The 22,198-nt window shown below is 54.6% G+C and carries 18 protein-coding genes and 3 pseudogenes; 9 read left to right on the top strand and 12 right to left on the bottom strand.

Going from position 1 to position 22,198, the window contains the following annotated elements; genetic code table 11:
* Positions 1-989 precede the first annotated feature (989 nt).
* Together AC2FIT_RS21970 and AC2FIT_RS21965 are read right to left on the bottom strand one after the other, a co-directional pair.
* Positions 990-1,163 (bottom strand): annotated as a pseudogene (locus AC2FIT_RS21970) (autotransporter domain-containing protein); the annotation flags it as partial.
* Positions 1,164-1,606: 443 nt separating this feature from the next.
* Entirely contained in the window at positions 1,607-2,623 is a 1,017-nt protein-coding gene (locus tag AC2FIT_RS21965; protein ID WP_496832477.1) for a GntR family transcriptional regulator, read from the bottom strand.
* 179 nt (positions 2,624-2,802) lie between these two features.
* Here AC2FIT_RS21965 and AC2FIT_RS21960 point away from each other — a divergent pair, with 179 nt between their 5' ends.
* The 9 genes from AC2FIT_RS21960 to AC2FIT_RS21920 all read left to right on the top strand — a co-directional run bounded on the left by AC2FIT_RS21960 (position 2,803) and on the right by AC2FIT_RS21920 (position 12,804).
* On the top strand, positions 2,803-4,311 hold the full coding sequence (locus AC2FIT_RS21960) for an NCS1 family transporter (RefSeq protein WP_496832475.1): 1,509 nt from the start codon (positions 2,803-2,805) through the stop codon (positions 4,309-4,311).
* Between the two features lie 50 nt (positions 4,312-4,361).
* The gene (locus tag AC2FIT_RS21955; RefSeq protein WP_496832473.1) at positions 4,362-5,708 is read left to right on the top strand and encodes an amidase family protein; all 1,347 of its coding nucleotides are present in this window, start codon (positions 4,362-4,364) and stop codon (positions 5,706-5,708) included.
* An 11-nt stretch (positions 5,709-5,719) separates the two neighbouring features.
* Positions 5,720-6,601: a polysaccharide deacetylase family protein gene (locus AC2FIT_RS21950; RefSeq protein WP_496832471.1), complete on the top strand. Its 882-nt coding sequence runs from the start codon at positions 5,720-5,722 to the stop codon at positions 6,599-6,601.
* Between the two features lie 54 nt (positions 6,602-6,655).
* The gene (locus tag AC2FIT_RS21945) at positions 6,656-6,973 is read left to right on the top strand and encodes a hypothetical protein (RefSeq protein ID WP_496832469.1); all 318 of its coding nucleotides are present in this window, start codon (positions 6,656-6,658) and stop codon (positions 6,971-6,973) included.
* Positions 6,970-7,935, top strand: coding sequence for a CobW family GTP-binding protein (locus AC2FIT_RS21940; RefSeq protein ID WP_496832468.1), 966 nt, complete (start codon positions 6,970-6,972; stop codon positions 7,933-7,935). Before AC2FIT_RS21945 ends, AC2FIT_RS21940 begins: the two co-directional genes overlap by 4 nt.
* Positions 7,936-7,950: 15 nt before the next feature.
* Positions 7,951-9,135: an ABC transporter substrate-binding protein gene (locus AC2FIT_RS21935; protein ID WP_496832467.1), complete on the top strand. Its 1,185-nt coding sequence runs from the start codon at positions 7,951-7,953 to the stop codon at positions 9,133-9,135.
* 415 nt (positions 9,136-9,550) lie between these two features.
* Positions 9,551-10,522 carry a transcriptional regulator GcvA gene (gene gcvA, locus AC2FIT_RS21930; RefSeq protein ID WP_496832466.1) on the top strand — a complete coding sequence of 324 codons (972 nt, stop codon included), beginning with the start codon at positions 9,551-9,553 and terminating at the stop codon, positions 10,520-10,522.
* A 97-nt stretch (positions 10,523-10,619) separates the two neighbouring features.
* The gene (locus tag AC2FIT_RS21925) at positions 10,620-11,303 is read left to right on the top strand and encodes a DUF1989 domain-containing protein (RefSeq protein ID WP_496832464.1); all 684 of its coding nucleotides are present in this window, start codon (positions 10,620-10,622) and stop codon (positions 11,301-11,303) included.
* Positions 11,293-12,804, top strand: coding sequence for an amidohydrolase family protein (locus AC2FIT_RS21920; protein WP_496832463.1), 1,512 nt, complete (start codon positions 11,293-11,295; stop codon positions 12,802-12,804). The genes AC2FIT_RS21925 and AC2FIT_RS21920 overlap by 11 nt, the downstream gene beginning before the upstream one ends.
* Positions 12,805-13,018: 214 nt before the next feature.
* Here the strand turns inward: AC2FIT_RS21920 and AC2FIT_RS21915 are convergent.
* The 10 genes and pseudogenes from AC2FIT_RS21915 to AC2FIT_RS21870 form a co-directional block, all read right to left on the bottom strand.
* Positions 13,019-13,608 (bottom strand): annotated as a pseudogene (locus AC2FIT_RS21915) (DDE-type integrase/transposase/recombinase).
* Positions 13,609-13,636: 28 nt separating this feature from the next.
* A complete protein-coding gene (locus AC2FIT_RS21910) occupies positions 13,637-15,142 on the bottom strand; it encodes a mannitol dehydrogenase family protein (protein ID WP_496832461.1) in 1,506 nt (501 codons plus the stop codon).
* Entirely contained in the window at positions 15,142-15,915 is a 774-nt protein-coding gene (locus tag AC2FIT_RS21905; RefSeq protein WP_496832459.1) for an L-iditol 2-dehydrogenase, read from the bottom strand. The genes AC2FIT_RS21910 and AC2FIT_RS21905 overlap by 1 nt, the downstream gene beginning before the upstream one ends.
* Entirely contained in the window at positions 15,912-16,916 is a 1,005-nt protein-coding gene (locus AC2FIT_RS21900; protein WP_496832457.1) for an ABC transporter ATP-binding protein, read from the bottom strand. The genes AC2FIT_RS21905 and AC2FIT_RS21900 overlap by 4 nt, the downstream gene beginning before the upstream one ends.
* 12 nt (positions 16,917-16,928) lie before the next feature.
* Complete coding sequence (locus AC2FIT_RS21895) at positions 16,929-17,759, bottom strand: carbohydrate ABC transporter permease (protein WP_496832456.1); 831 nt, start codon at positions 17,757-17,759, stop codon at positions 16,929-16,931.
* 12 nt (positions 17,760-17,771) lie between these two features.
* Positions 17,772-18,638, bottom strand: coding sequence for a carbohydrate ABC transporter permease (locus AC2FIT_RS21890; protein ID WP_496832454.1), 867 nt, complete (start codon positions 18,636-18,638; stop codon positions 17,772-17,774).
* A gap of 107 nt (positions 18,639-18,745) precedes the next feature.
* Positions 18,746-20,050 carry an ABC transporter substrate-binding protein gene (locus tag AC2FIT_RS21885; RefSeq protein ID WP_496832453.1) on the bottom strand — a complete coding sequence of 435 codons (1,305 nt, stop codon included), beginning with the start codon at positions 20,048-20,050 and terminating at the stop codon, positions 18,746-18,748.
* 94 nt (positions 20,051-20,144) lie between these two features.
* The gene (locus tag AC2FIT_RS21880) at positions 20,145-21,170 is read right to left on the bottom strand and encodes a LacI family DNA-binding transcriptional regulator (protein WP_496832451.1); all 1,026 of its coding nucleotides are present in this window, start codon (positions 21,168-21,170) and stop codon (positions 20,145-20,147) included.
* A 172-nt stretch (positions 21,171-21,342) separates the two neighbouring features.
* Positions 21,343-21,567, bottom strand: a complete 225-nt coding sequence (locus AC2FIT_RS21875) for a hypothetical protein (protein WP_496832479.1) — start codon at positions 21,565-21,567, stop codon at positions 21,343-21,345.
* Between the two features lie 169 nt (positions 21,568-21,736).
* Positions 21,737-22,152 (bottom strand): annotated as a pseudogene (locus tag AC2FIT_RS21870) (transposase); the annotation flags it as partial.
* Positions 22,153-22,198: the final 46 nt, after the last annotated feature.

The raw sequence follows: 22,198 nt of genomic DNA, 5'->3' as shown, positions 1-22,198 counted from the left end.
GCGCGTGGGTCCTGCCCCTGCTGCGCTGTCAGCGTTGGCCACGCTACTCATTCTCTGTTTCGCTTTGGCTGCTTCGATATTTCTACCAACCTTCGGATGAGAGGGAAGGAACCTCTAAATTTTAGGTAAGAACGGGTTAACATCTGAATTTTGAGGGCCGAAGGCGCACACAGCAGCACTACATATCCATTCAAGCGAGTGGCGCGAACGTTCCAGTGTCTGAAGGCAGCGACGCTTTTCTGTCATCAGGGTCCGACGCAGAGCTTGCGGCAGCGGGAACGAAACCGGGTGGAACGCTTTGTCAGGTTGTTCGTTTTCTGCAGCACAAGGCCATCAGATATTGCAAGCGCCTCCACAGAAGGCGCAAATCTACTAAAGAGGTAGGGCTGCTTGATGATCCAATATGACAGATACCTCTCTGGTATCGATCTCGCGCTAACAGTTATTTGCAGCTTGGTTAAAAGCTTAAGAACTTGGCCTCTGCGAAGTTTCTTCTGCATAACAGCGTGACCCGCGGGATCTGCTTCGTGCACCTTTAAAACGTTCTTCGCCGACTCCAGGCCAATCATCTCATCTCTTCCATAGGCGCCTCCATAAAGGTTGTTTGCAAGCCCACACTGGCACATCAAGGCCAGCGGGGGCGTCTACACCTTCAGAGACGGACAGACGGCTCTAGAAGAGAGCCGACCGAAGCTGCCGTTGCCAGAACTGGTTATCAAGACCGATGTTTCCGCCAGCGGTATAATCGCTGGAACTGCTACCCAAACCTGTTTCACCGCCGATTTCACGATAAAGCGCAGCCCCGCTTGACAATGCAACCTGGCCGCCGAAGGTCTAAGCGGCTGCGTTCTTGTCGCGCTCGGTCATGATGATGTTCTGGCCAAACGCCACAGATGTTTCATCGTCAAAGCCATGGAAAAAGTCGACCTGTCCAAACAGGACCGTACGGCCAAAGAAGTTATGTTTTGCATGCAGGCTTAAATGGGCTGTCAGCGTGTTGCCACCATAAGTGAGCCGGGTTGACCACCACCTACGAAATTAGTGAAGTAGTCAGCGTCGATGTAGCTATACATAAGCTGTGATTGCGGCACTAGGGTCAGCCCGTCCTGCAATGTGTAACGTTCACCAACCTCGACGGAAAGACCATAGCCTGTACTCTTGGCATCAACGGCTTTACCCCCCGTTTTGGGTGGATTGTGCCATCAAAACAACCATATCGCAGCTGTGCGTCGACATAGAGTTGATTGTGTGCGATCCATAGTGCGCTCCGCGTCGCGGCATACGCATCCGTGTCGATGTTCCTAATGTTGAGTGATGCGCTCACATAGTTCGACAAGCGGCTACTTCCAAATTCCAGTCCAGCAACTAACTAACCGCCCGAGATTTCTGAGAGCGGCAAATGTGCACCGAACCTCAGGCCGCCAGTGTTCGTTTTACATCGCGGCCATTGGACGTGTAGCCGGCTGAAGCAAAACAGCGTAAGACAAGCTGCTGTCTGCGCGATCTATTGCAGCAGTCCCAGCGACTATGGTCTTCCCTGAACACCTGAATGAGAAGTTGATCGTTTGCGATGGAAATTGTTTGCGATTCGAAACAGAAAATAAACCTATTTCTCTTTGAGCAATGCTGTTTGGTTTATCGAAACCGTTCCCTGGGTCAGATAGCCAGGCAGTTTTGGCGACGGCAAAACAGATAGAGTCTGTAGCCTTCTGCACGTCCGCTCCCGTGCTTCCAGAAGATGAAATTCCAGCAGTGAAGCTGCATTCGCCGTGTCGTTGCGCGCCAGTGCTTCGAGAACCGAGATGTGTTCTTGAATAAGACGGCCTGCTGCAGGAGACCGGCCAAGAAGGAGGCGAAACATCTCATTGATTGCCAGGACCAGACGCGATTTTTGGAGGACCTTGAGCAGATGGGTGTTCGTGCAGCCGGACAGCGCCTGAACATGCAGCGCATTCTCTAATTCCGAAAGGGCGGCCGCGCTTGGTTCAGCTTCCTGGCTGCTAAGTTCCTTGGCAAAGGCAAGGGCGCTATCAATGTGTGATTTTTCGATCTGCGGCGCGGCCTCTGCAAGGGCGACAGGCTCAAGCAAGATGCGCAATTGATAGTGGTTGCGCACATCTAAAGCGGTCAAAACCGGGAGCACCCATTTTGAGCGCTCACTCTTCTCGACAATGCCGGAACTACGGAGTTGCGAAAGCATGTCACGGACGACTGAGCGGCTGACGGAAAAACGATCGGTTAGCCGCACTTCGTTAATTTGCAGAGGGCCAAAGGGTAGGGCGCGTATCAATTCTTCGCGCAGGACTGGTAGCATTTGGTCAGTGTTGGAAACGGCCCGTGGGATCGTGCCACTTGTCTTGGAGTCAAACAAAGCCCGCTCGATCGAATCTCGACGCGGAGGGGCAGAAGAATCACTTCCGACAAGAAAGCCGCGGCCGTCGAAACGCGTGATTAATTGCGTCGTGTGAAGCTCGGCAAGCGCCTTTCGGATGGTGGTTCTGCTGGCGTCAAAATGTCGTGCCAAAGGTTCTTCCGTCAAAACTTGACCGGTCTCCAGCCGACCGGCTTTGATGGCGTCCCTTATTGCCTGAGAGATCGATATGTATCTGGGAATTATCGACAAATTCTTACCAAACCTTTGCGTTTTGCCCTGAAATCGCGGCCGTCGGCTGGAACTTGCAGAGCGCTAAGCCTCTCGCCGCTCAATATCCTAAGGGGCCAGATCACAAAACAAAAGACTTCTCTTTTTTAAAAAACGATCTTATGAATACGAAAAATCAATAATGTGCTGGAGGACACAGAATGGCACTTTCCGAAGCGACAGAGCAGAACCCGTATTCAGATGAAAGATCGCATCTACTAGAGGAGTCCATTCTACCGGTCTGGCTAAATCAGCGGACGATTGGTGGACTGGGATATGTGTGGATTTGGATCGGTATGGCGGTGATCATCGCAACGTTCCAGTTGGGAGCGGGCGGGGTCGCCGGGCTGCCCCTGACAACGGTGATCGCCACGATATTTCTCGCTAACCTGACGCTAGGTCTCGTAATGGCGCTCACGGCGGATATTGGCACCGAACACGGCATCAGCTTTGCCGTCTATCTGCGGGCACCGTTTGGCACTGTCGGCACACATTTACCTTCGGTCACACGAGGGATCGTGGCGGCTGCTTGGTTCGGCATTCAGACCTACCTCGGAGCGCTCGCGCTGAACGGTATCGTGTCCTATTTTGGCGGGTTCGATAGCTGGGTATTCTGGTATATCGTTTTTGGACTGGTTCAGATCATCAATACCGCTATGGGTATCCGGGCCGTTCAGCTGCTTGCCAGTATTGCGGCGCCCGCGATCATCGCGATTTCGATCTGGATGTATTTCACCCTCGAGAACGTTGCTTCGGCAGGTGGACACAACATCTGGACCTTTGCCGGCGATGGGGAGATGAGCATTATCGCGCTCTTCGTGGCAAACATGGCATTCTGGTCGCCGCTTGCAGTGGATATCCCGAATATTACCCGGTTTTTGAAGACTGAAGGTGGCGAGAAAAGCTTCTTTCGGCGCAACCGCAATATTTTTATGGCGCAATTCATCGCGCTGCCGGTGGCACAGAGTTGGATCGCGCTGATCGGGGCAGTTTCATTTATCGCGACCGGTGACTGGAATCCGATCAACGTCATTCAGGAGCAGGGGACCGGGATAACGCTGATTGTTTTGCTGGTGATGGTAATCCTGGCGCAATGGTCCACCAACACCAGCGCAAACCTGATCCCTGCCGCGCTGACCTTCGTGAACGCTGGCGCACCGCGTATCACCTATGCGATGGGTATCTTGATTGCGGGTATCGTTGGCACACTCACTATGCCCTGGCTCATCCTGAACCATCTGTTCACCTATCTTGGCATGTATGGGGCAATGCTTTCTGCAGTGGGCGGTATCATGGTTTGCGACTATTTCCTGATCCGGGGTCGCCGCCTTAACGTACCCGAACTGTACCGTGAACACGGCCAGTTCCGTTACTTTGGCGGCTGGAACCCGGCGGGTCTGATTGCCTGGGTCGTTGGCGGTGGACTGGCACTGTATTTCATCCAATACGCCTATGTCGTTGGCTTCCCGACTGCGATGGTAGTGTATTTCATACTGATGAAAGTCTGGATTCTGCCGCGTCATGATCAGGCCGAGATCAAAGATCCGGACGATGAGAAATACCTTGCGACATCGGTGAACATGAACTGGGTCTACACGGCGGAAAGCGGAATGCAGCGGGTCAGAACCGCGGACATTCCAGCGGATGCGGTCGCCCGCGAAGACTTGTAAGTCGGGTCAATCCGGGCGGGTGCAGACCACACCCGCCCATGGAGAACATCATGACAGTGTTTCACGAACATCACCCAGCCGAGGCAAAGACAGCCTCGGCGACCGTTCAGACCGTCGCTGCGCTGCGGGCGCTGGAAAGCTGGAAGGCCTCAGGCGCCTGGACCGCCATCACGCCAGATCGTGCGATGAAGCTGGCAACGCAGGCTGAGGAACGGGCCGCTCATGGCCGGTCATTGGGGCCTTTGGACGGGATGGGTGTCGTTTGGAAGGACATCATAGATCAGAAGGGGCAGGTGACCACTTGCGGGTCGGCGCTACGCGACTCCGCGCCACCGGCGATGCAGGACGCGCGTTGTGTGACGTTACTTGAGGCGGCCGGAGGAGTATCTCTTGCACGGACCGGGTTGTCGGAATTCGCCTTCTCAGGCCTTGGCATCAATCCGCATTTCGGCACGCCGCCATCGGCCTTGTCGGAGACGGTCCCGCTGCTGCCGGGGGGGTCAACGTCAGGATCCGCAGTTCTGGTTGCGGCTGGTCTGGCTGATCTGGGAGTGGGAACGGACACTTCGGGGTCCATCCGACTGCCTGCGGCGCTCAATGGCATTTACGGTTTCAAGCCTAGTTCGAACCGCTATGACCGAGTTGGCGTTCACGAGCTGTCCCTGACTCTTGATACCGTTGGCACGCTGGCGCGGTCCTTTGACGTGCTGCGTGCAGCCGATCAAGTTCTGAGCACCCAACCGAACACAAAACCCGACGCGGCGAAGACCGAAATACTGGACCTTTCAGACTCCTTAGGGCCGGCTTGGGGGCAGGATGTTTCCGCAGCCTATGACGCGGCGCTTGACCGTATCACAGCGGCTGGATGGACTGTGCGTCCTGCGCGTCTGAAATCGGTTGATGAGTTGCGTGTCTTGACCGCCGCTGAGGGGCCGCTGGTCGCAATCGAGGCTAGGCGGAAATATGCAGATCTTCTTTCCAGCGCACAGGCCAATAAGATTGATCCGATGATCCGCGCGCGGCTAGAGCACGCACCGGTTCTCAGCGACGCGCAGTATGCCGGATACCTGCGCAAGCGGGAACAGTTGATTTCTGCAGCCCGCACCGAGATCGGGAACAGGCTGCTCGCCTTTCCCACGGTGCCCTCGCTGCGCCATTCATTGTCTGTTTACCAGAACGACCCAAACGCGGCGCAGGAACTGAATGCCAGATTGCTGACCGCCACGATGATCGGCAGCCTTTTGGACTGGCCCGGCCTTGCCGTGCCGCTGCGCGATACGAGCGGTCGGGTCGAGGGTTCGATCCTGCTTTCGGCCGCGTCCGGAAATGACGATGGGCTGCTGTCGTGTGCCGAACAGCTTGTTCAGGCACTTACCCATCCAATCTTAAACACGTAAGGGAGAATGAAATGACAAAGAAAATTTTTGTCGCTTATGGCGTGGATGTCGATGCCGTTGCCGGCTGGCTCGGTTCATATGGCGGTGAGGATTCGCCTGATGACATCTCGCGCGGGATGTTCGCGGGTGAAGTCGGCTCGCCGAGATTGCTGAAACTGTTCGAAAAATATGGCATCAAGACAACCTGGTTCATTCCGGGCCACTCGATTGAAACCTTCCCCGAGGAAATGGCCGCGGTTGCCAAGGCAGGTCACGAAATCGGCATTCACGGCTATTCGCATGAAAACCCAATTGCGATGACCCGAGAGCAGGAAACGGCCATCCTCGACAAGTCGATTGAGTTGGCAACAGCCTTGAGCGGCAAGCGTCCGACCGGTTACGTTGCACCTTGGTGGGAGTTCTCCAATGTCACCAACGAACTGCTGCTGGAACGCGGGATCAAATACGACCACTCGCTGATGCACAATGACTTTCACCCCTACCGGGTACGGGTCGGCGACAGCTGGACCAAGATCGACTATAGCCAGCATCCCTATACTTGGATGAAGCCGTTGGAGCGGGGCGAGGAAACTGACCTGATCGAAATCCCAGCCAACTGGTATCTGGATGATCTGCCGCCGATGATGTTCATCAAGAAATCGCCGAACAGCCACGGTTTCGTCAATCCGCGGGATATTGAACAAATGTGGAAGGATCAGTTCGATTACGTTTACCGCGAAAACGACTATGCCGTTTTCACCATGACCATTCACCCTGATGTCTCGGGCCGTCCGCAGGTTCTGCTGATGCATGAGCGGCTGATCGAATACATCAACAGCCACGAGGGCGTGCAATGGGCCACCTTCGACGAGATCGCTGACGACTACAACGCACGAGCACCACGCAAGTCATGATCAAAACGGGCAGGCGGGACCGCGACCCGCCTGCCCGATACAGAGGACCATAACATGTGCGGATTATGCGGAATATTTGGTACAGACAATCACTGGAGTGCCGCAGGGCGTGAAACAGGCGCTTCGGCCGATCCGGTGCAACGGCGTCGAGATCGTGTTGATCGAATTGCCGCAGTAAATCGGATGCTGGCCCACAGACGAATTCAACTTTCAGATTGGCAGGGTCAAAGTTACGTCCTACGAAATATGACCGGCCATACGGCCATTGTCAGCAACGTAACCGAAGTATGGGCCGCTCTTGAGACAGAATTCGGTAACAGCTTCGACCCATTGGACGAAGCGAACTTCCCTTGTGCGGAGGTTGAGAAATGAGCCAACGGTCTCTTGTTCCAATCACTCTTCTGACAGGTTTTCTGGGTGCAGGAAAGACGACATGGCTCTCAGCTGCGTTGCAGGGTGAAACTTCCGACCGGGTCGCAGTTCTTGTGAATGAATTTGGTGAGGTTGGCATTGATCACATATTGGTCGGGGAAATTGCGCCGGACACTGTGCTGCTCAACTCCGGGTGCGTCTGCTGCCAGATCCGCGGAGAACTGAAAGACGCGATTCTGAATTTGTTAACTCGGGCCCACCGCGGCGAAATCCCTCAATTTGACCGAATTGTAATAGAAACCACCGGGCTGGCCGATCCATCACAGATCCTTTCCACGCTAACTTTCGACCCAGTGCTGCATAACCAGGTCGTCTTGCAGGATGTTGTTACCGTGGTCGACGTAATGAACGGTGCATCTTTGCATGCTGATCAGCCAGAATGGGTTGCGCAAGTGGCCGCAGCCAGCACGATCCTGATATCAAAAACTGATCTTGTTCCGGAAGCTTTACTGCCAGACCTGCAGCTACGGCTAAGTTTGATCAACCCGGTCGCACGGCAACTGGACGCCCAGCAAAATTTGACGTTCGCTGATATTACTTCCAGTTCGAGCATCGACCTGAGCACCCTGCAGTTTCCCGGGTCGGCCCATCGCGACGGTACCGGGGCGGCGACCCTTGGCCTGACTTTTGACACGTCACTGGACTGGACATCATTTGTAGTCTGGCTGTCTGCTCTGGTTCAACGACATGGGGCCAATCTTCTGCGCGTAAAATGCTTGTTGAAAACGCAGGAAGGGGTTGTTCTGATTGATGGCGTTGGGCACACGCTGCATCACCCGCGTCATCTTGACAGTGAAATCGCTTCCAATCAAAAGTCGCACCTCGTATTCATTGCGCGTGACCTCGATATGGTTCGATTGCGCGCTTCTTTCGAAGCTTTCTTGAACGTAAAGGTATCGTAACGGGCGGAGTGAAGAATGTCTGAGCCAGTGACAACGCCCTTTGTGAACACCAATCCGGCGGTGCTTCGCGTGTTGGGTACTGGCGTGACGCTGATCGATACGATTCATGCTTCTGCCGAGGCCGATCTGGGGATCCGTCTGGAGTTTACCGCTCTGGACGGGATCAAGTCACAACGTCGAGGCGTGCTGGCGCCAGACAGTTTTGATATCTACGATCAGTGGTTTCACGATCTTGACCTGGTATGGCCAGCAAGGTCACTGCGCCCGATTGATGTGGCCCGGATCACCTGTTGGGACCAGGTAAGCAACTGGGCAGTATTGCACCCCGAGCCAAACAGCCATGTACCAAGCGGAACACCTCTGGACCGGCTTTATGTGCAGGAAAATGGCGAATTAGGAAGCGCTGTCTCTGGGCGTATTTCGATGCTGCCGACAGTCTACAACGCCGACAGTTTTGCAATCGTAGGAGAAAGCTCCGTACCCGAACCTACCAGTTGGGGAGATCTTTTATCTGAACAATGGCGCGGTCGCGTCGCTATTCAGGCAGACGCCGCCATCGGTGTGCCCGACCTTCTACTGGCTTTGCGTGCGCGGGGTGAGTTTCTTTGTGACAACCCCGGCAATTTGACCTTAAACGAAATCAAAAGCTTCATCCGGTTGGTCAAGCAATATCAACTTGCGGGTCATTTTGCTGGTTTCTGGACTGACAGAACACCCAGCCCCGATAACGGCGCCACGCTGTCAACAATGTGGTGGTCGAACTATCTGTCTCAAAAGGCGAAAGGCATACCAATTCGGATGTGTTCTCCTTCGGAGGGGTATCGGGGATGGTGCGGAGGTATGGCGCTTTCGCAGAAAATGGATAAGCGCACGGAAGGGCTTGCATACGCCTATTTGAACTGGTGGCTGTCAGGCCCGGCTGGCGCAATCATGGCCCGCAATGGCGCATACATGGTTGCTCCTGATGCGGTTCGCAAAAACCTTTCTGCCAATGAATGGAATTTCTGGTATGGCGGAGAGCCGGCCGTTTCAGAAATTCATGATGCCTTTGGCAACGTCGTCTACTTACCCGGCGAACGTCGCGAAGGCGGTAGTTACGAGACCCGGCAAGGGCAAATCGCAATCTGGAATTCCGTGATGGAGGAACACAATTTCCTGGTGAGGTTGTGGGATTTAATCACCATGGATGCACTCATTTAGTGACAGTGTAACGGTGCCATGTGCCGAAAAAAATGGGCCGCCAACAATGACTCGACGGTCAGCCAAAACGGACACTGGTCCTCTTGAATTTTGTCGGCGGGCTTGCCGAACACTGAAAATCTGGTCTTAGGGCGGGGGTCGCTTTGGCATACCGAATCCGCCTTACTAAATTGTCTATTCTGCTACTAATCCGCGAGCAACAAATGTGCATCAGCTTTCGCATTGGCTACAGAGGCAGTGTGGCGCTTATCGCCAAGTTCCTGACATTCTGTTGCGGATTCGTATATCCGCTGAGCACCAACATACATGTGCCGCGTGAACTCGTCCCAAAACTCTAACGCCGAACACGGATGAAATTAGCTCAATTCACCTCATTTCCAAGAATTTCACGCATACGCGTAATGGCAATTAGGGTATGTTATTATTGAGTCTGAATGAAATAGAAGGAAGGCCGCGCAGCATGGCGAGGATACCGTCATTGAAGAGCATTCAGGCCTTTGAGGCCGCTTGCCGACATCTGAGCTTTAAGGACGCCGCAGATGAGTTGTGCGTGACGCCGACAGCCGTGTCACATCAAATTAAGTCGTTGGAAGAACAACTGGGCGTATCTCTTTTTCACCGGTTGACGCGTGCGCTGAAGCTGACGGAGGAAGGTGCCAACTACGCTCCTTACATAATCGCCGCTTTCAAGAGTATTGAGGCCGCCTCTCTCGCCCTTGAGGAAGACGTGCTGGGTGGGACCTTGACCATTTCAACGACTGGTTCATTTGCCGCCAATTGGCTTAGTCCCAGGCTGCGCAGTTTTTACGAGGAATATCCTGAAATCTCGGTTCGCGTTTTGTCCAGCGATCAATTGGTGGATTTCAAGTCAAGTAACGTAGACGTCGCTATTCGCTATGGGTTTGGTGACTATCCTGACAGTAATGTCGTCTGGGTTTTGAATGACCGGGTCGCACCCGTTTGCAGCATTGAAAAGGCAAGAGAACTGACGTCGCCTGCCGATTTGCTGGAGGCAAAGCTGATAGAATATCAGTGGAGCGGGTACTCCGAGGCAGATCCAAGCTGGGAGCGGTGGATGGATGTTGTCGGGCTGAAGGACAGCAACGTCGAACCCTACGTCACTTACTCCGAAGAACATATCTGCTTATTGACCGCTAGTGACGGCCATGGGGTTGCATTGGTCAGCCTTTTGGCCGCCGCGCGTTTTCTGGAAAAGGAAATGCTGGTCGCACCTTTTGACACGTCGCTGGAAAACAAGAGTTACTACCTTGTTTGCCCTGAAACTTACGCCAATCGCGCTCGGGTGCGGGTATTCCGTGAGTGGTTGCTGGATCAGGCGGACGAGTTTCGCGACAGTGCAGTGGGCCAGAGGTTTTTCGAAGACTGAACCCGCAAAACCGATCTAATCCATCGGTTGAATTTTTGTCATTTCTCAATTGTGCCAAAGCATGCGTTTCTGGACTCTCAAACAGGAGTTTCCGCTTATGCAGCAATATATCCCGTCGCAACCCGATGGCTTTAACAAAAGTGTGAAAAGCGCCATTTCTGATGACGGCGTCCCGGTGCTTTCAAAGCACTACGTTGTTCCCGCGCGATGTGGTGTGGCAGTTCGTTTGGCTGCAGGGCACAGTCTGACAATCACCAATCCGACGGGCTGGCAAGTCTGTGATTTCTGGGCATTTAATGCAAATGACACTCAGGAATACATGTCGATGCCACACGTTCATACAGATCTTCTTTCCATCTCTCCCAAATTGGGTGACAAACTGGTCAGCAATCTGCGCAACCCTTTGTTGACCGTGACCCAAGACAGCTCACCTGGTGTACACGATACGCTTATCGCAGCCTGCGACGCCAATCGATACAAACAGCTTGGTTGTGCGGAATATCATGACAATTGTGCCGACAATCTCAGGCAAGCAATGATTGCAATTGGGCAAGTGGCACCCGTTGTGCCTGCGCCCTTCAACCTTTGGATGAACGTTCCGGTCCTTGTCGAAGGCGCACTTCAATGGGCGCCGCCAGTTTCCAAGCCAGGCGACACGATAACTTTCAAAGCAGAGATGTCGGTCTATGCGGTCATGTCTGCATGTCCGCAGGACATTACACCGGTCAATGGGGATGAAGGTACGCCCAGCTCGTTGGAATTTGTTGTAAATGCCGGCTGATAGTGGAGCCATATTCGCGGCAAAGTGGGTCATTGTTGATGCGTTTCACAGTCATGAGAACCACGCGATTTATGTCAGCCAGGGAAAAATCTGCGACCTAGCGCCGATTCCGGAACTAAGGTCGCGCTACCCTGAAGCAACGCTGCACAAAGACGAACGTACCGTGATCGTACCGGGTTTCGTGAATGCTCACCATCATTGTTTTGGGGTGAATCTGGTTAATCAAGGGATATTTGACGATGTCTTGGAACCTTGGATTTTGTCCGCTGCCGGAGCTGCGGACATCTCGTCGAGAACGGCCACAGAGTACGCCTCACTACGGCTACTAAAAAGCGGGGTAACGGCCGTTGTGGATTGCTGCACAGCCGCAGAGACCGTGGCGCTTTCCGAAAGTAAAATCAGGGAAAAAATCCAAGTATTTTCGAGTTTGGGTCTTGCCTACGCAGTCACACCCGGAGAACGCTGGCAAAATCGGCTGGTGCACCCCGATGGGCAGGATCAAGCTTTCCTTGCGTCATTGCCTGAAAGCTTAAGAGGAACGCTGCAGCGCAAACACATTTCTCGCAAACGCTTGGAACCGGAAAACTACGTAAACCTGATTTCCCGATTGCACGAAGAATATCGGGAAACGGATACCGTGGATATTTGGTTTGGGCCAACGGCACCCCACTGGACGGGGCGACGGCTTTTGCGCGACATCGGCCGAACGGTACAGGAAAAAGGTGTACGCGTTCAAACCCACGCGGAAGAGTCTTTACTGCAACATCGGACCATTGGGGGTGCTGATTTTTCGACTTCCATTACCGAGTTGGCCCAGTCCGGCTTGCTAAGTGAAAATCTGTCGTTGGCACACATGGTCTGGGCCGACGACAAAGATCTGAACCATGTCGCCGAGATGGGGGCTCATATCGTTTGCAACCCCAGTTCAAATTTGCGGTTGCGGTGTGGGATCGCGCGCGCACCAAGAATGAAGAGTTTGGGGATAAATCTTGCGCTTGGGATGGATGGCACGAGCCTGGCAAATGATGATGATATGTTCGCAGAGATGCGCCTGGCCCGGAACCTCTATTGGTCTGACGATCCGACACAATCGGACCTGAGCGCGCAAGACGTCTTTGACATGGCAACGATGGGCGGGGCGCGCCTGATGGGAATGGATCAACATATTGGCAGCCTCTCAATTGGCAAACGCGCCGATTTCCAAATTGTAAACCTTGATCGCCTGAAGGGGCCTTGGCTGGCCCAGCATGTTGATCCGGTCGAGCTGCTGGTGAGCAGTGCAAAGGCTACGGACATCCAAAAGGTTTACACTGGCGGTTCATTGGCAGTTGTGGACGGAGAGACATGTGGGTGCGACGAGCACGATGTTTTTCAGAACGTGGCCGAAGAAGTGCAACGCGCGACCGACCAAAAACTCAGCACGAAGGACTACGCCACCCTTAGGTCTTGCCTGATGCGCTGGTACGAGAACTGGTTGGCAGACAACGTCAAACCTGCGTGACAAAAGAGCAGGAAATTGCAAAAGAAAATCGTCCGGCACAATGGCGCAAAAAGCGCCTGTGCAATCACATTTGATATTGATGCAGATTGTCTGATCCACTTTCAAAAGCAACCGATGGTCATGATCGGCTGTATCCAATTTCCATAGGCAGATATGGACCAACGGCATTGGCAAGTTGTTTTCTGCAGAGGCTGAAATATCGGCCCAGACTGGTTCATACTGCTGTTTCGTCAGTGTAGTTGGCCCAGAGGTTAAACGCATCGTTGCGGGCGTGGCGGTATGAGGCGGCGGTGAGTTGATAACGGCAGGGGCAGAAGATCAGATTGATCCGGTCATGCGCGGATAGAAACCTCTGAGCTAGCCGGTTGGATTTGAACCGACCGAACATCTTCGCCCGTTTGCGGGTCTTTCTGTGCGATACTTCGATCGCAGTGTTGAGACCTTTGTGGGAGCGGCGGTCAGTGTCTGGGGCCAGAGCTTTGATTGGTTTAATATAGCTGCGTAATTTGTTGGTGATCACGACCCATAGTTGGCCAAACTGCGAAACCAGTCTTTGAAAAACCGCTTCTCCGCTTCTGCATTCCTGCGCGTTTGCACGAGAATATCGACAACGCCTCCATTTGCGTCGATCGCCCGCCACAGCCAGATTGCTTCCCGAATGACCATCACACCCCGCGCTGCCAATAGGATCTCGACAAGTGCCGTGTTCAGAGCTGACCGGTGGTACACCCAGACGGCTTATGCAAAGATCTCACGAAGATCGAGAAAGCCTTTCAAGCGCAGCAAATTGGTGGATATTCTCACGGCACTGACATAGCTTTATCGAACCTGGTCAACGTCTTGGCAATACCACATATTCAGCTAAAGCCGCCCGGCTGCCACTTTCCCAGATCGAGGTCAGCCAGTAGGCAAAGGCTTCGGAAAACTGTGTGCTGCGACCAAAGTCACCATAGTATTGGCGTTGTTCGACCCAAAGGGCTGGATCAGCTTTGGACGCCAACGCGGTTTTCTGCAAACTCTCCCATTGGGGGTCATTGGGGGCAATTTCAGAACCATCCTCACGGACACCCGCACACATCCGGCACCAGAACGCCGCGGCCAATGCGAGCCCGTATGTGGATGATCCTGACGCAAGTGCATCGCGCAGGGATGGCAGCAAAAATCCGGGATGCCGTGCAGATCCGTCAAACGCCACCCGGCGCGTTGTATCGTGAATCGCGGTGTTGGCAAATCGCTTTGCAACCAGCCCAAGATATTCCGTCGATGTCGTTCCGGGGACAGCCCTCACATGCGGCAGGATTTCTTCAGCTTGAACTTTCTGGAAAAACGCCGCGATATCTGGGTCGTGCATACAGCCTGAAATCGTCGGTACATTCAGAATTTCCCCGACATTTGCGAGCAACTGGTGGCCCCCGTTCAATATGCGAAGTTTCATAGCCTCATAGCTGTGAACATCGTGGGTCAGCGTTACCCCGACTTGTTCGAGGGGTGGACGCCCGGCGCAGAAGTCATCCTCGATCACCCATTGGCGAAAGTTCTCATGTGAAACTGGAGCACGATCGTCGAGGCCGAGCGCGAGGCATTGCGAGACGACATGGTCTGTCGTCGCGGGTACAATGCAATCCACCATCGAATTGGGGAACGCACTGTTTTCGTCAATCCAGTCAGCCAGATCCGGGTCGGACATACGCGCCAGGCCAACAACGCAGTTGCGCAGAATTGCGCCGTTTCCCTGAAGGTTGTCGCAACTCAGCGTCGTAAATGGTTTGATACCACCGGCCCGGCGCTGTTTGAGCGCTGCAACAATGGCGCCAAAGGCCGTTCGGGGCTGGTTCGGGTTTTCCGCATCATGGCGAATATCTTCTTGATCAGTGTCTAAGATCCCGGAGTTGGCATCCAGAAAATACCCGCCCTCGGTTACCGTTAGCGACACAATCCGTATGGAAGGATCAACCATCTGCCGTATCAGAGCAGCGTTGCCCGCCTCAATCGGCAGGTAGTCAATCATCGGACCAATCACCTCGGCTGATATCCCATGCGGATCCAGTTCAATCAGCGTTGTCAGACAGTCCTGCGCAAGCAGTCTTTCTCGCATCTCGGCGTCATAGCTTCGTACGCCAGCCCCGATTATTGCCCAGTCATGAGCCTGTCCATGCTGCAATAGCTGGTGAATATACCAAGCCTGGTGTGCGCGATGAAAATTGCCTAGTCCGATGTGTACTATGCCCGGACTCAGATCCGTTACCTGGTACGTCGGCACTTTGACAGTCGCTGGCAGGTTTGACAGGTTGTCACGCCGCAGCCGCACCGTAGGTTTTGCATTCGCCACAGGGTCCATCAGTTCATCCAGTTTCCGCCATCGACGTTGTAGGTTTGTGCGACGATGTACTTGGCCTCATCCGAGGCGAGAAATACAGCCATGCCGGTCAGGTCTTCAGCGCGCCCCATTCGGCCATAGGGAACGGCTGCTGCCACTTCGCGCTTCTTTTGGCCGGGAGGTTTGCCTTCATGCTTCGCGAAAAAAGCATCAACGCCGTCCCAGTGTTCGCCGTCGACTACACCGGGGGCAATGGCATTTACGTTTATTCCATGAGAGATCAGGTTTAGGCCTGCCGATTGTGTCAGAGAGATGATTGCCGCCTTGCTGGCGCAGTAGACCGCAACCAAAGGCTCGCCCCGCCGTCCGGCCTGCGACGCCATGTTAATGATCCGACCTCTTGTTCCCTGCGCGATCATGTGGCGGGCGACCGCTTGCATTGTGAAAAGCACGCCAGCGACGTTGATGTCAAAAACGCGGTTGTAGTCGGCACGCTCGATCTCAACGATTGGTGCGGCAGTGAAGATAGCAGCGTTGTTAATCAGAATGTCGATGGGTCCGAAACGGGCGGCCGTTTTCTCTACGGCCTCGTCGATGCTTTGCTGGTTGGTCACGTCCATTTTGATCGCGAATGCTGCCTCGCCAATCTCTGCGGCCGCATCCCGCGCGCGCTGGATGTCGATATCAGCTATCGCGACGCGTGCGCCCTCTGCCACATAGGCCTTGGCAAAGGCCAACCCGATGCCGCGCGCGGCCCCGGTGATCAGGGCGGTTTTGCCTGCCAGACGTGTCATTCGATCCGCAAGCCTTCCGCGTCAAATCGATGGATTACATCGGCCCGCGGTGTCAGATGAATGCGGTCCCCGTGGCGGAAGCCGACCTCGCCATCGGCACGGACGGTAATCGTTTCTGCCAGACCGGTTTCGTGAATATGGAAGAACGTGTCAGATCCAAGGTGTTCCGAAACGCTGACGACTCCGGACCAGTCACCTTCGGTTTCCGAAACTGCGATGTGTTCAGGCCGGATTCCGATGGTGTGAGCCCCGTGTTTTGCTGCTTCTGGTCCCTCGATAAAGTTCATCTTTGGTGAGCCTATGAACCCGGCGACAAACAGGTTGCGCGGCGTCCGATAAAGCTCCAGCGGGCTGCCGACTTGCTCGATCACTCCGGCTTGAAGCACGACGATCTTGTCTGCCATCGTCATGGCTTCGACTTGATCGTGGGTCACGTAGATCATTGTGGTCGCCAGACGCTCATGCAATTCACTGATTTCCAACCGCATGCCAACGCGTAATGCGGCGTCGAGGTTCGACAGCGGTTCATCGAACAGGAACGCGGCAGGTTCGCGGACGATCGCCCGACCTATGGCAACACGCTGGCGCTGGCCACCGGATAACTGGCCGGGACGACGGTCGAGATAGTCTGTCAGGTTCAAAACGGCTGCCGCGCCTTCGACGCGTTTGTCGATTTCAGCCTGATCCAGCTTCGCCATACGCAGAGGGAACGCGATGTTCTTGCGCACCGTCATATGCGGGTACAGCGCATAGGATTGGAATACCATCGCCAAGCCACGTCTTGCGGGGGGTACGTCGGTGGCATCTGCCCCATCAATGTCGATAGAGCCCGAAGTGATATCCTCCAGCCCTGCAATCAGGCGCAAAAGCGTGGACTTACCGCAGCCCGAGGGGCCGACGAAGACTGTGAACTCACCGTCCTCAATGGTCAGGTCCAGTGGAGGAATGACCTCAACATCGCCGAAGCTTTTGGTCACGGACTTGAGTTGAATACGTCCCATGAGAAGTCTTCCTTATTTCACAGCGCCGAAGGTCAGGCCGCGGACAAGTTGTTTCTGGCTGAACCAGCCAAGGATCAGGATCGGCGCAATCGCCATGGTCGAGGCCGCGCTGAGCTTGGCAAAGAACAGGCCTTCTGGGCTGGAATAGCTGGCGATGAAGGCCGTTAGCGGTGCAGCATCCACGGCTGTCAAGTTGAGCGTCCAGAATGCTTCGTTCCAGGCCAGAATGAAGTTCAACAGCACGGTCGAGGCGATGCCGGGAATGGCCATGGGTGTCAGGACATAAAGGATTTCCTCTTTCAACGTCGCACCGTCCATCCGCGCGGCTTCCAGAATTTCACCCGGAATCTCGCGGAAATAGGTGTAGAGCATCCAAACGATGATCGGCAGGTTGATGAGCATCAGCACCACAACCAAGCCACCGCGCGTGTCGAGCAACCCCAACCGGATGAACAGCAGATAGATCGGATAGAGAACGCCCACCGCAGGTAGCATCTTGGTGGACAGCATCCACAGCAAGATGTCCTTGGTACGTTTGGATGGCACAAACGCCATCGCCCACGCGGCCGGAACGGCGACCATGACGCCTAGTATGGTTGATCCACCCGCGATGATAACTGAATTCCAAAGGAACCGCATGTAGTCCGAGCGTTCCTGCACGATGGCGTAATTCTCAAGCGTCCAGTCGAAGTTAAGGAACAGGGGCGGGCTGGCGATCGCCTGCGCCTCGGTCTTGAAGCTGGTCAGGATGGTCCAGAGGATCGGAAAAAAGATCAGCAGACCAACGGCCCAGGCAAGGGCTGTGTTCAGCGATTTGCGGCGTGTTGTGACAGCGCGGGCCATATTCTTACCTCCTCACGCGTCCAGGTTCTTGCCTACGATGCGCATCAGGAAGATCGCAACGATATTGGCAAGGATAATGGCATAGACACCTCCGGCTGATCCAAGGCCGACATTCTGGCTTTCCAGCACCCGCTGGAAGATCAGATAGGTGAGCGTACGGGTGCCGAATGCGCCGCCGGTGGTTACGAAGATCTCGGCGAAGATCGACAGCAGGAAGATCGTCTGGATCAGGATCACAATTGTAATCGCACGGCTCAGATGCGGCAGAATGATGTGGTAGAAGCGTTTCAGAGGCGGCGCGCCGTCCATTTCAGCCGCTTCCAGCTGTTCACTGTCCAACGACTGGATCGCGGTCAGTAGGATCAGCGTTGCGAAAGGCAGCCACTGCCACGAGACGATCATGATGATCGAGGTCATCGACGCTTCGGACAGCCATGAGATCGGCTCAGCCCCGAAAAGGCGCCACAGATGGGCCAGCAGGCCGTTGACCGGGTCCATGAACATGTTCTTCCAAACCAGAGCAGACACCGTGGGCATGACGAAGAACGGCGCGATCACGAGGATGCGAACAACGCCTTGCCCCCACATTGGTTGATCCAGCAGCATTGCCAGCAGCACGCCCAGAATGACCGTGATTACCAGAACCCCGCCAACGATCACCAGTGTCGCCTGAACTGCGGGCCAGAACGAACTTGAGGAAACAAACCGGACGTAGTTATCGAACCCGACCCAACCCAGATCACCTCCGCGCAGTGGCAGGTATTTCTTGAACGAAAAGTACAGCGTCATCGTCAGCGGCACGAGCATCCAGCCAAGCAGCAGGACCACTGCGGGTGCCATCATCAGGCGAGCAACGGATCGGGAATGTTGAGTTGCCATGACGCAAACCCTCTCTGTTCAGGCATTACTCAGCCTGCGAGAAAAACGCGAGTTGTGGAAGGGTTGAGCGGGGGGCAGATCGCTGCCCGCCCGCCGGGGAGAATGCCTCAGTAGCCCGCGGCTTCCATTTCTTCAGCGGTGAAAGCCTGCGCTTTGGCAAGAGCTTCATCCACCGTTTGCTGTCCGGCATACACCGCCGAGAATTCTTGGCTCACCTGTGTGGCTATGCCCGCGAATTCGGGGATCGCGACGAACTGGATGCCGGTATAAGGTGTCGGCTGAGCGCAGCAATTCTGTGGATCAGCCATCAGGATTGATTCCAGCGTCATCTTGGCGAAGGGGACTTCCTGGTAATTCGGGTTCTCATACAGCGAGGTGCGCGCCCCCGGAGGCACATTGGCCCAACCTTCGTTTTCGGCCACCAGTTCGATGTAGTCTTTCGAGGTGGCCCATTCGATGAACTGCTTCGCGGCATCCTCTTGTTGCGTACCGGCTGGGATCGCCAGCGCCCAGGCCCACAGCCAGTTGGCGCGCTTTTCAACGCCCTCTGAATTCGGTGCCAAGGCAAAGCCCACCTTGTCAGCCACGGTCGAATCGTCGGGGTTCGTCACGAAAGACGCCGCAACGGTCGCGTCGATCCACATACCGCATTTGCCCTGTTGAAACAGCGACAGGTTTTCGTTGAAACCGTTGGTGGCATAGCCCGCCGGACCGGATTCACTCATCATATCTACGAAGAAGGTCAGCGCCTCTTTCCATTCGGGCTGATCGAACTGGGGTTTCCAATCTTCGTCAAACCAGCGCGCGCCAAATGAGTTGCCGGTCACGGTGATGAAGGCACCGCCCTCACCCCAGCCCGCCTTGCCGCGCAGGCAGATGCCGTTGATGTCATTGTCGCGGTCCGTCATGGCCGCAGCGGCTTCGCGGATGAATTGCCAGGTCGGCGCCTCGGGCATTTCCAGACCTGCTGCCTCCATCAGGTCGGTGCGATACATGATCATCGAGCTTTCGCCGTAGAACGGCGCGGCATAAAGCGTCCCCTCGTGGCTAAGGCCACCTGCCATCGCGGGCAGGATGTCGTCCACGTCATAATCAGCCGACATGCCATCAAGAGGAACAAGCCAGCCGTTTGCGCCCCAGATCGGGGTTTCGTACATGCCGATGGTCATGATGTCGAACTGACCACCCTTGGTCGTGATGTCGGTGGTTACGCGCTGACGCAGCACGTTTTCTTCCAGCGTTACCCATTCGACATCAATGCCGGTCGCTTCGGTGAATTTGTCGGTATAGCCCTGCATCCGGATCATATCGCCGTTATTTACGGTGGCGATGGTGATGGATTGCGCGTGGGCTGCTGCCGTGGCGACGAAAGTCATTGCAGTCGCCGCACGAAGTGCGTGCTTCAGATACATCCCTGTCCTCCCTGAGCTTGGATGTCGTGCTGTGAGCCTAGGATGTAAATTATCGCGCAGTCAATAAAAACTTTACGCGCGTTAAAAAATGGAGTTATGCGGAGTCCCTTAGTACGAGCCTTGCTGGGAACAGCATCTCGGTTCGAGACTCAAATTCCCCACCATTTTCAATGAGTTCAAATAGGGTTTCGACACTTCGCCCGGCGACGTTGTCATAGTCATGCGCAGCCGTCGTCAACGAAGGGCACGTAAATTTTGCGAACGGATGATCGTCATTCGAGGCGACGCGCAGCGTACAATCTTCCTTCCGACCGACCCGAATCCCTTGTTCGAAACAGGCAGCAAGAAAGCCAATGGCAAGCCGGTCATTACTGCACAAAACCGAGTCCGTTCTTAGACCCCGCTCCTCCAATACTTTCAGCGCGCCCTTGTGCCCGATCTCTTCAAACGCCCAACCTTTGCCGTCTACCTTGATGATGTGTGGCTCAAACCCGAGACGCTCCATCACTTCAACGTAAGCCTTCCTGCGTTTGTTGGCGTTCGGGTTCGCAGGCGTACGCATTTCAAAGAATGACGGGGGCTCGCCCGTCCGAGTCATGTATTCCACGGTCTGCGACACAAAGCTGAAGTTATCCGATCCGATGAACGCAGCCCCCAGTCCTTCAATGTTGCTGTCAAACAAGACAGTCGGAACATTGGCGCAGAATTTTTCTATCACTGAGCGGTCCGAAATCCGGCCTAATGGGGCCAACAGAACCCCTGCGGGCTTCATAGATTGCAAACCATCCAAAATCTCACTTTCCAGCTTTTGTTCGCCATGCGAGCTGAACAAGGATGGGCGATACCCAGCCGCAATGCAGCTTTGCTCCAGATAGCGCGCAATTTCGGCAAAGAACGGATCGGCCAGATAGGGGACCACGATGCCGATATTCTTGGTCAGCTTCCGGTTCTGGTTCACAGCATAGATGTTCGGACGATAATCAAACCGTTCAAGAGCTTCTTCTATGCGGGCTTTTGTCGTTGGGCGGACGCTGTCGGGATCCTGGAAGTATTTAGACACCGTGGGTCGCGAGATACCGCTGAGGGCTGCGAATTCTTCCATATTCTTTATCTTGGTCATACCAATCTGCCTGCCAATCATGGCTGTTTTGTTCTTATCGCACTTTTACATAATCTTTGCGCGCGTCAAGAAAATCAATGGCTCGAATGGTGCTGTATTTTTTTTGGACAAAGAGTTTGAATGTGTCTCGACCACGGGAACATCACAGGCAACCGCAGGATACAACGTCACCTCATTTTTCAGCACCGTTAGCATGCCGGCATCCAAGGAATTTGAGCGTCTTTTTTTTCACGAGCCCCGAGATTTCAACGCTATACCAAGCAATTTTCGAGAAAAAGCCGATACTCACAGTAGGCTTAAATTCACTTACAAATTCACCGAAATATTCGTTGATCCAGGCGCAGTCTGCCCAGCCGCGAAATATCGCTGCTAATTTTGTACGATGGCGTTTTCCCACTCTGACAGAAATGCAATTTTCTTGACTTGATCCAGATAGACTTAAAGGCCAGGTCCAATCCGGATGCGGCTAAGGACGATTGCGATCTGTCTAGGCCCAGGACTTCGGTAGCGGGGCGTTCGATCAGCTTGGTGCCAAGGTCCAGCACCACCGCGCTGTCCGATACAAGTAGCAAGCCTCTCAACGACATCTCCAATGCAATCATGTTCTGCTGAATGGCTTTTCGAGCGCTGACCACGGCACGGATTTACAGTGAACAGGGCGGAACCAGCCAAGGTGAAGCAGGCGCGCAATCCCTTCGGCATCCCACCGATCCGTCTTGATTGGCATCGCTTTCAGCGCAGCTTTCATCTGGCGGGTTTCCATAAGCTCTGCACCCAGGCCCAACTCGGCCAGCCCTCGATGCAACCATTGCGACATAGGTCCAGCCTCCAGGCCAACAGCTGCAATACCACCGTCCAAACAGCGAACCAATACCTCCGGCTCGCTCGCAACCCCGGCCTCTTTGATTATCGCGTCATGCTCGCTGATCACACGGATCGCAGTCTTTGCAAGCGATACATCCAGTCCAACAAACAGTCTCATCCCGTACTCCTTCATGTGGGTTTAATACGGGAATGGCGGCAGCGCG

The organism is Ruegeria sp. YTSA135 (assembly GCF_059610165.1).
The sequence above is the reverse complement of the archived record's forward strand: the minus strand, read 5'-3'. Positions and strand labels throughout refer to the sequence as shown.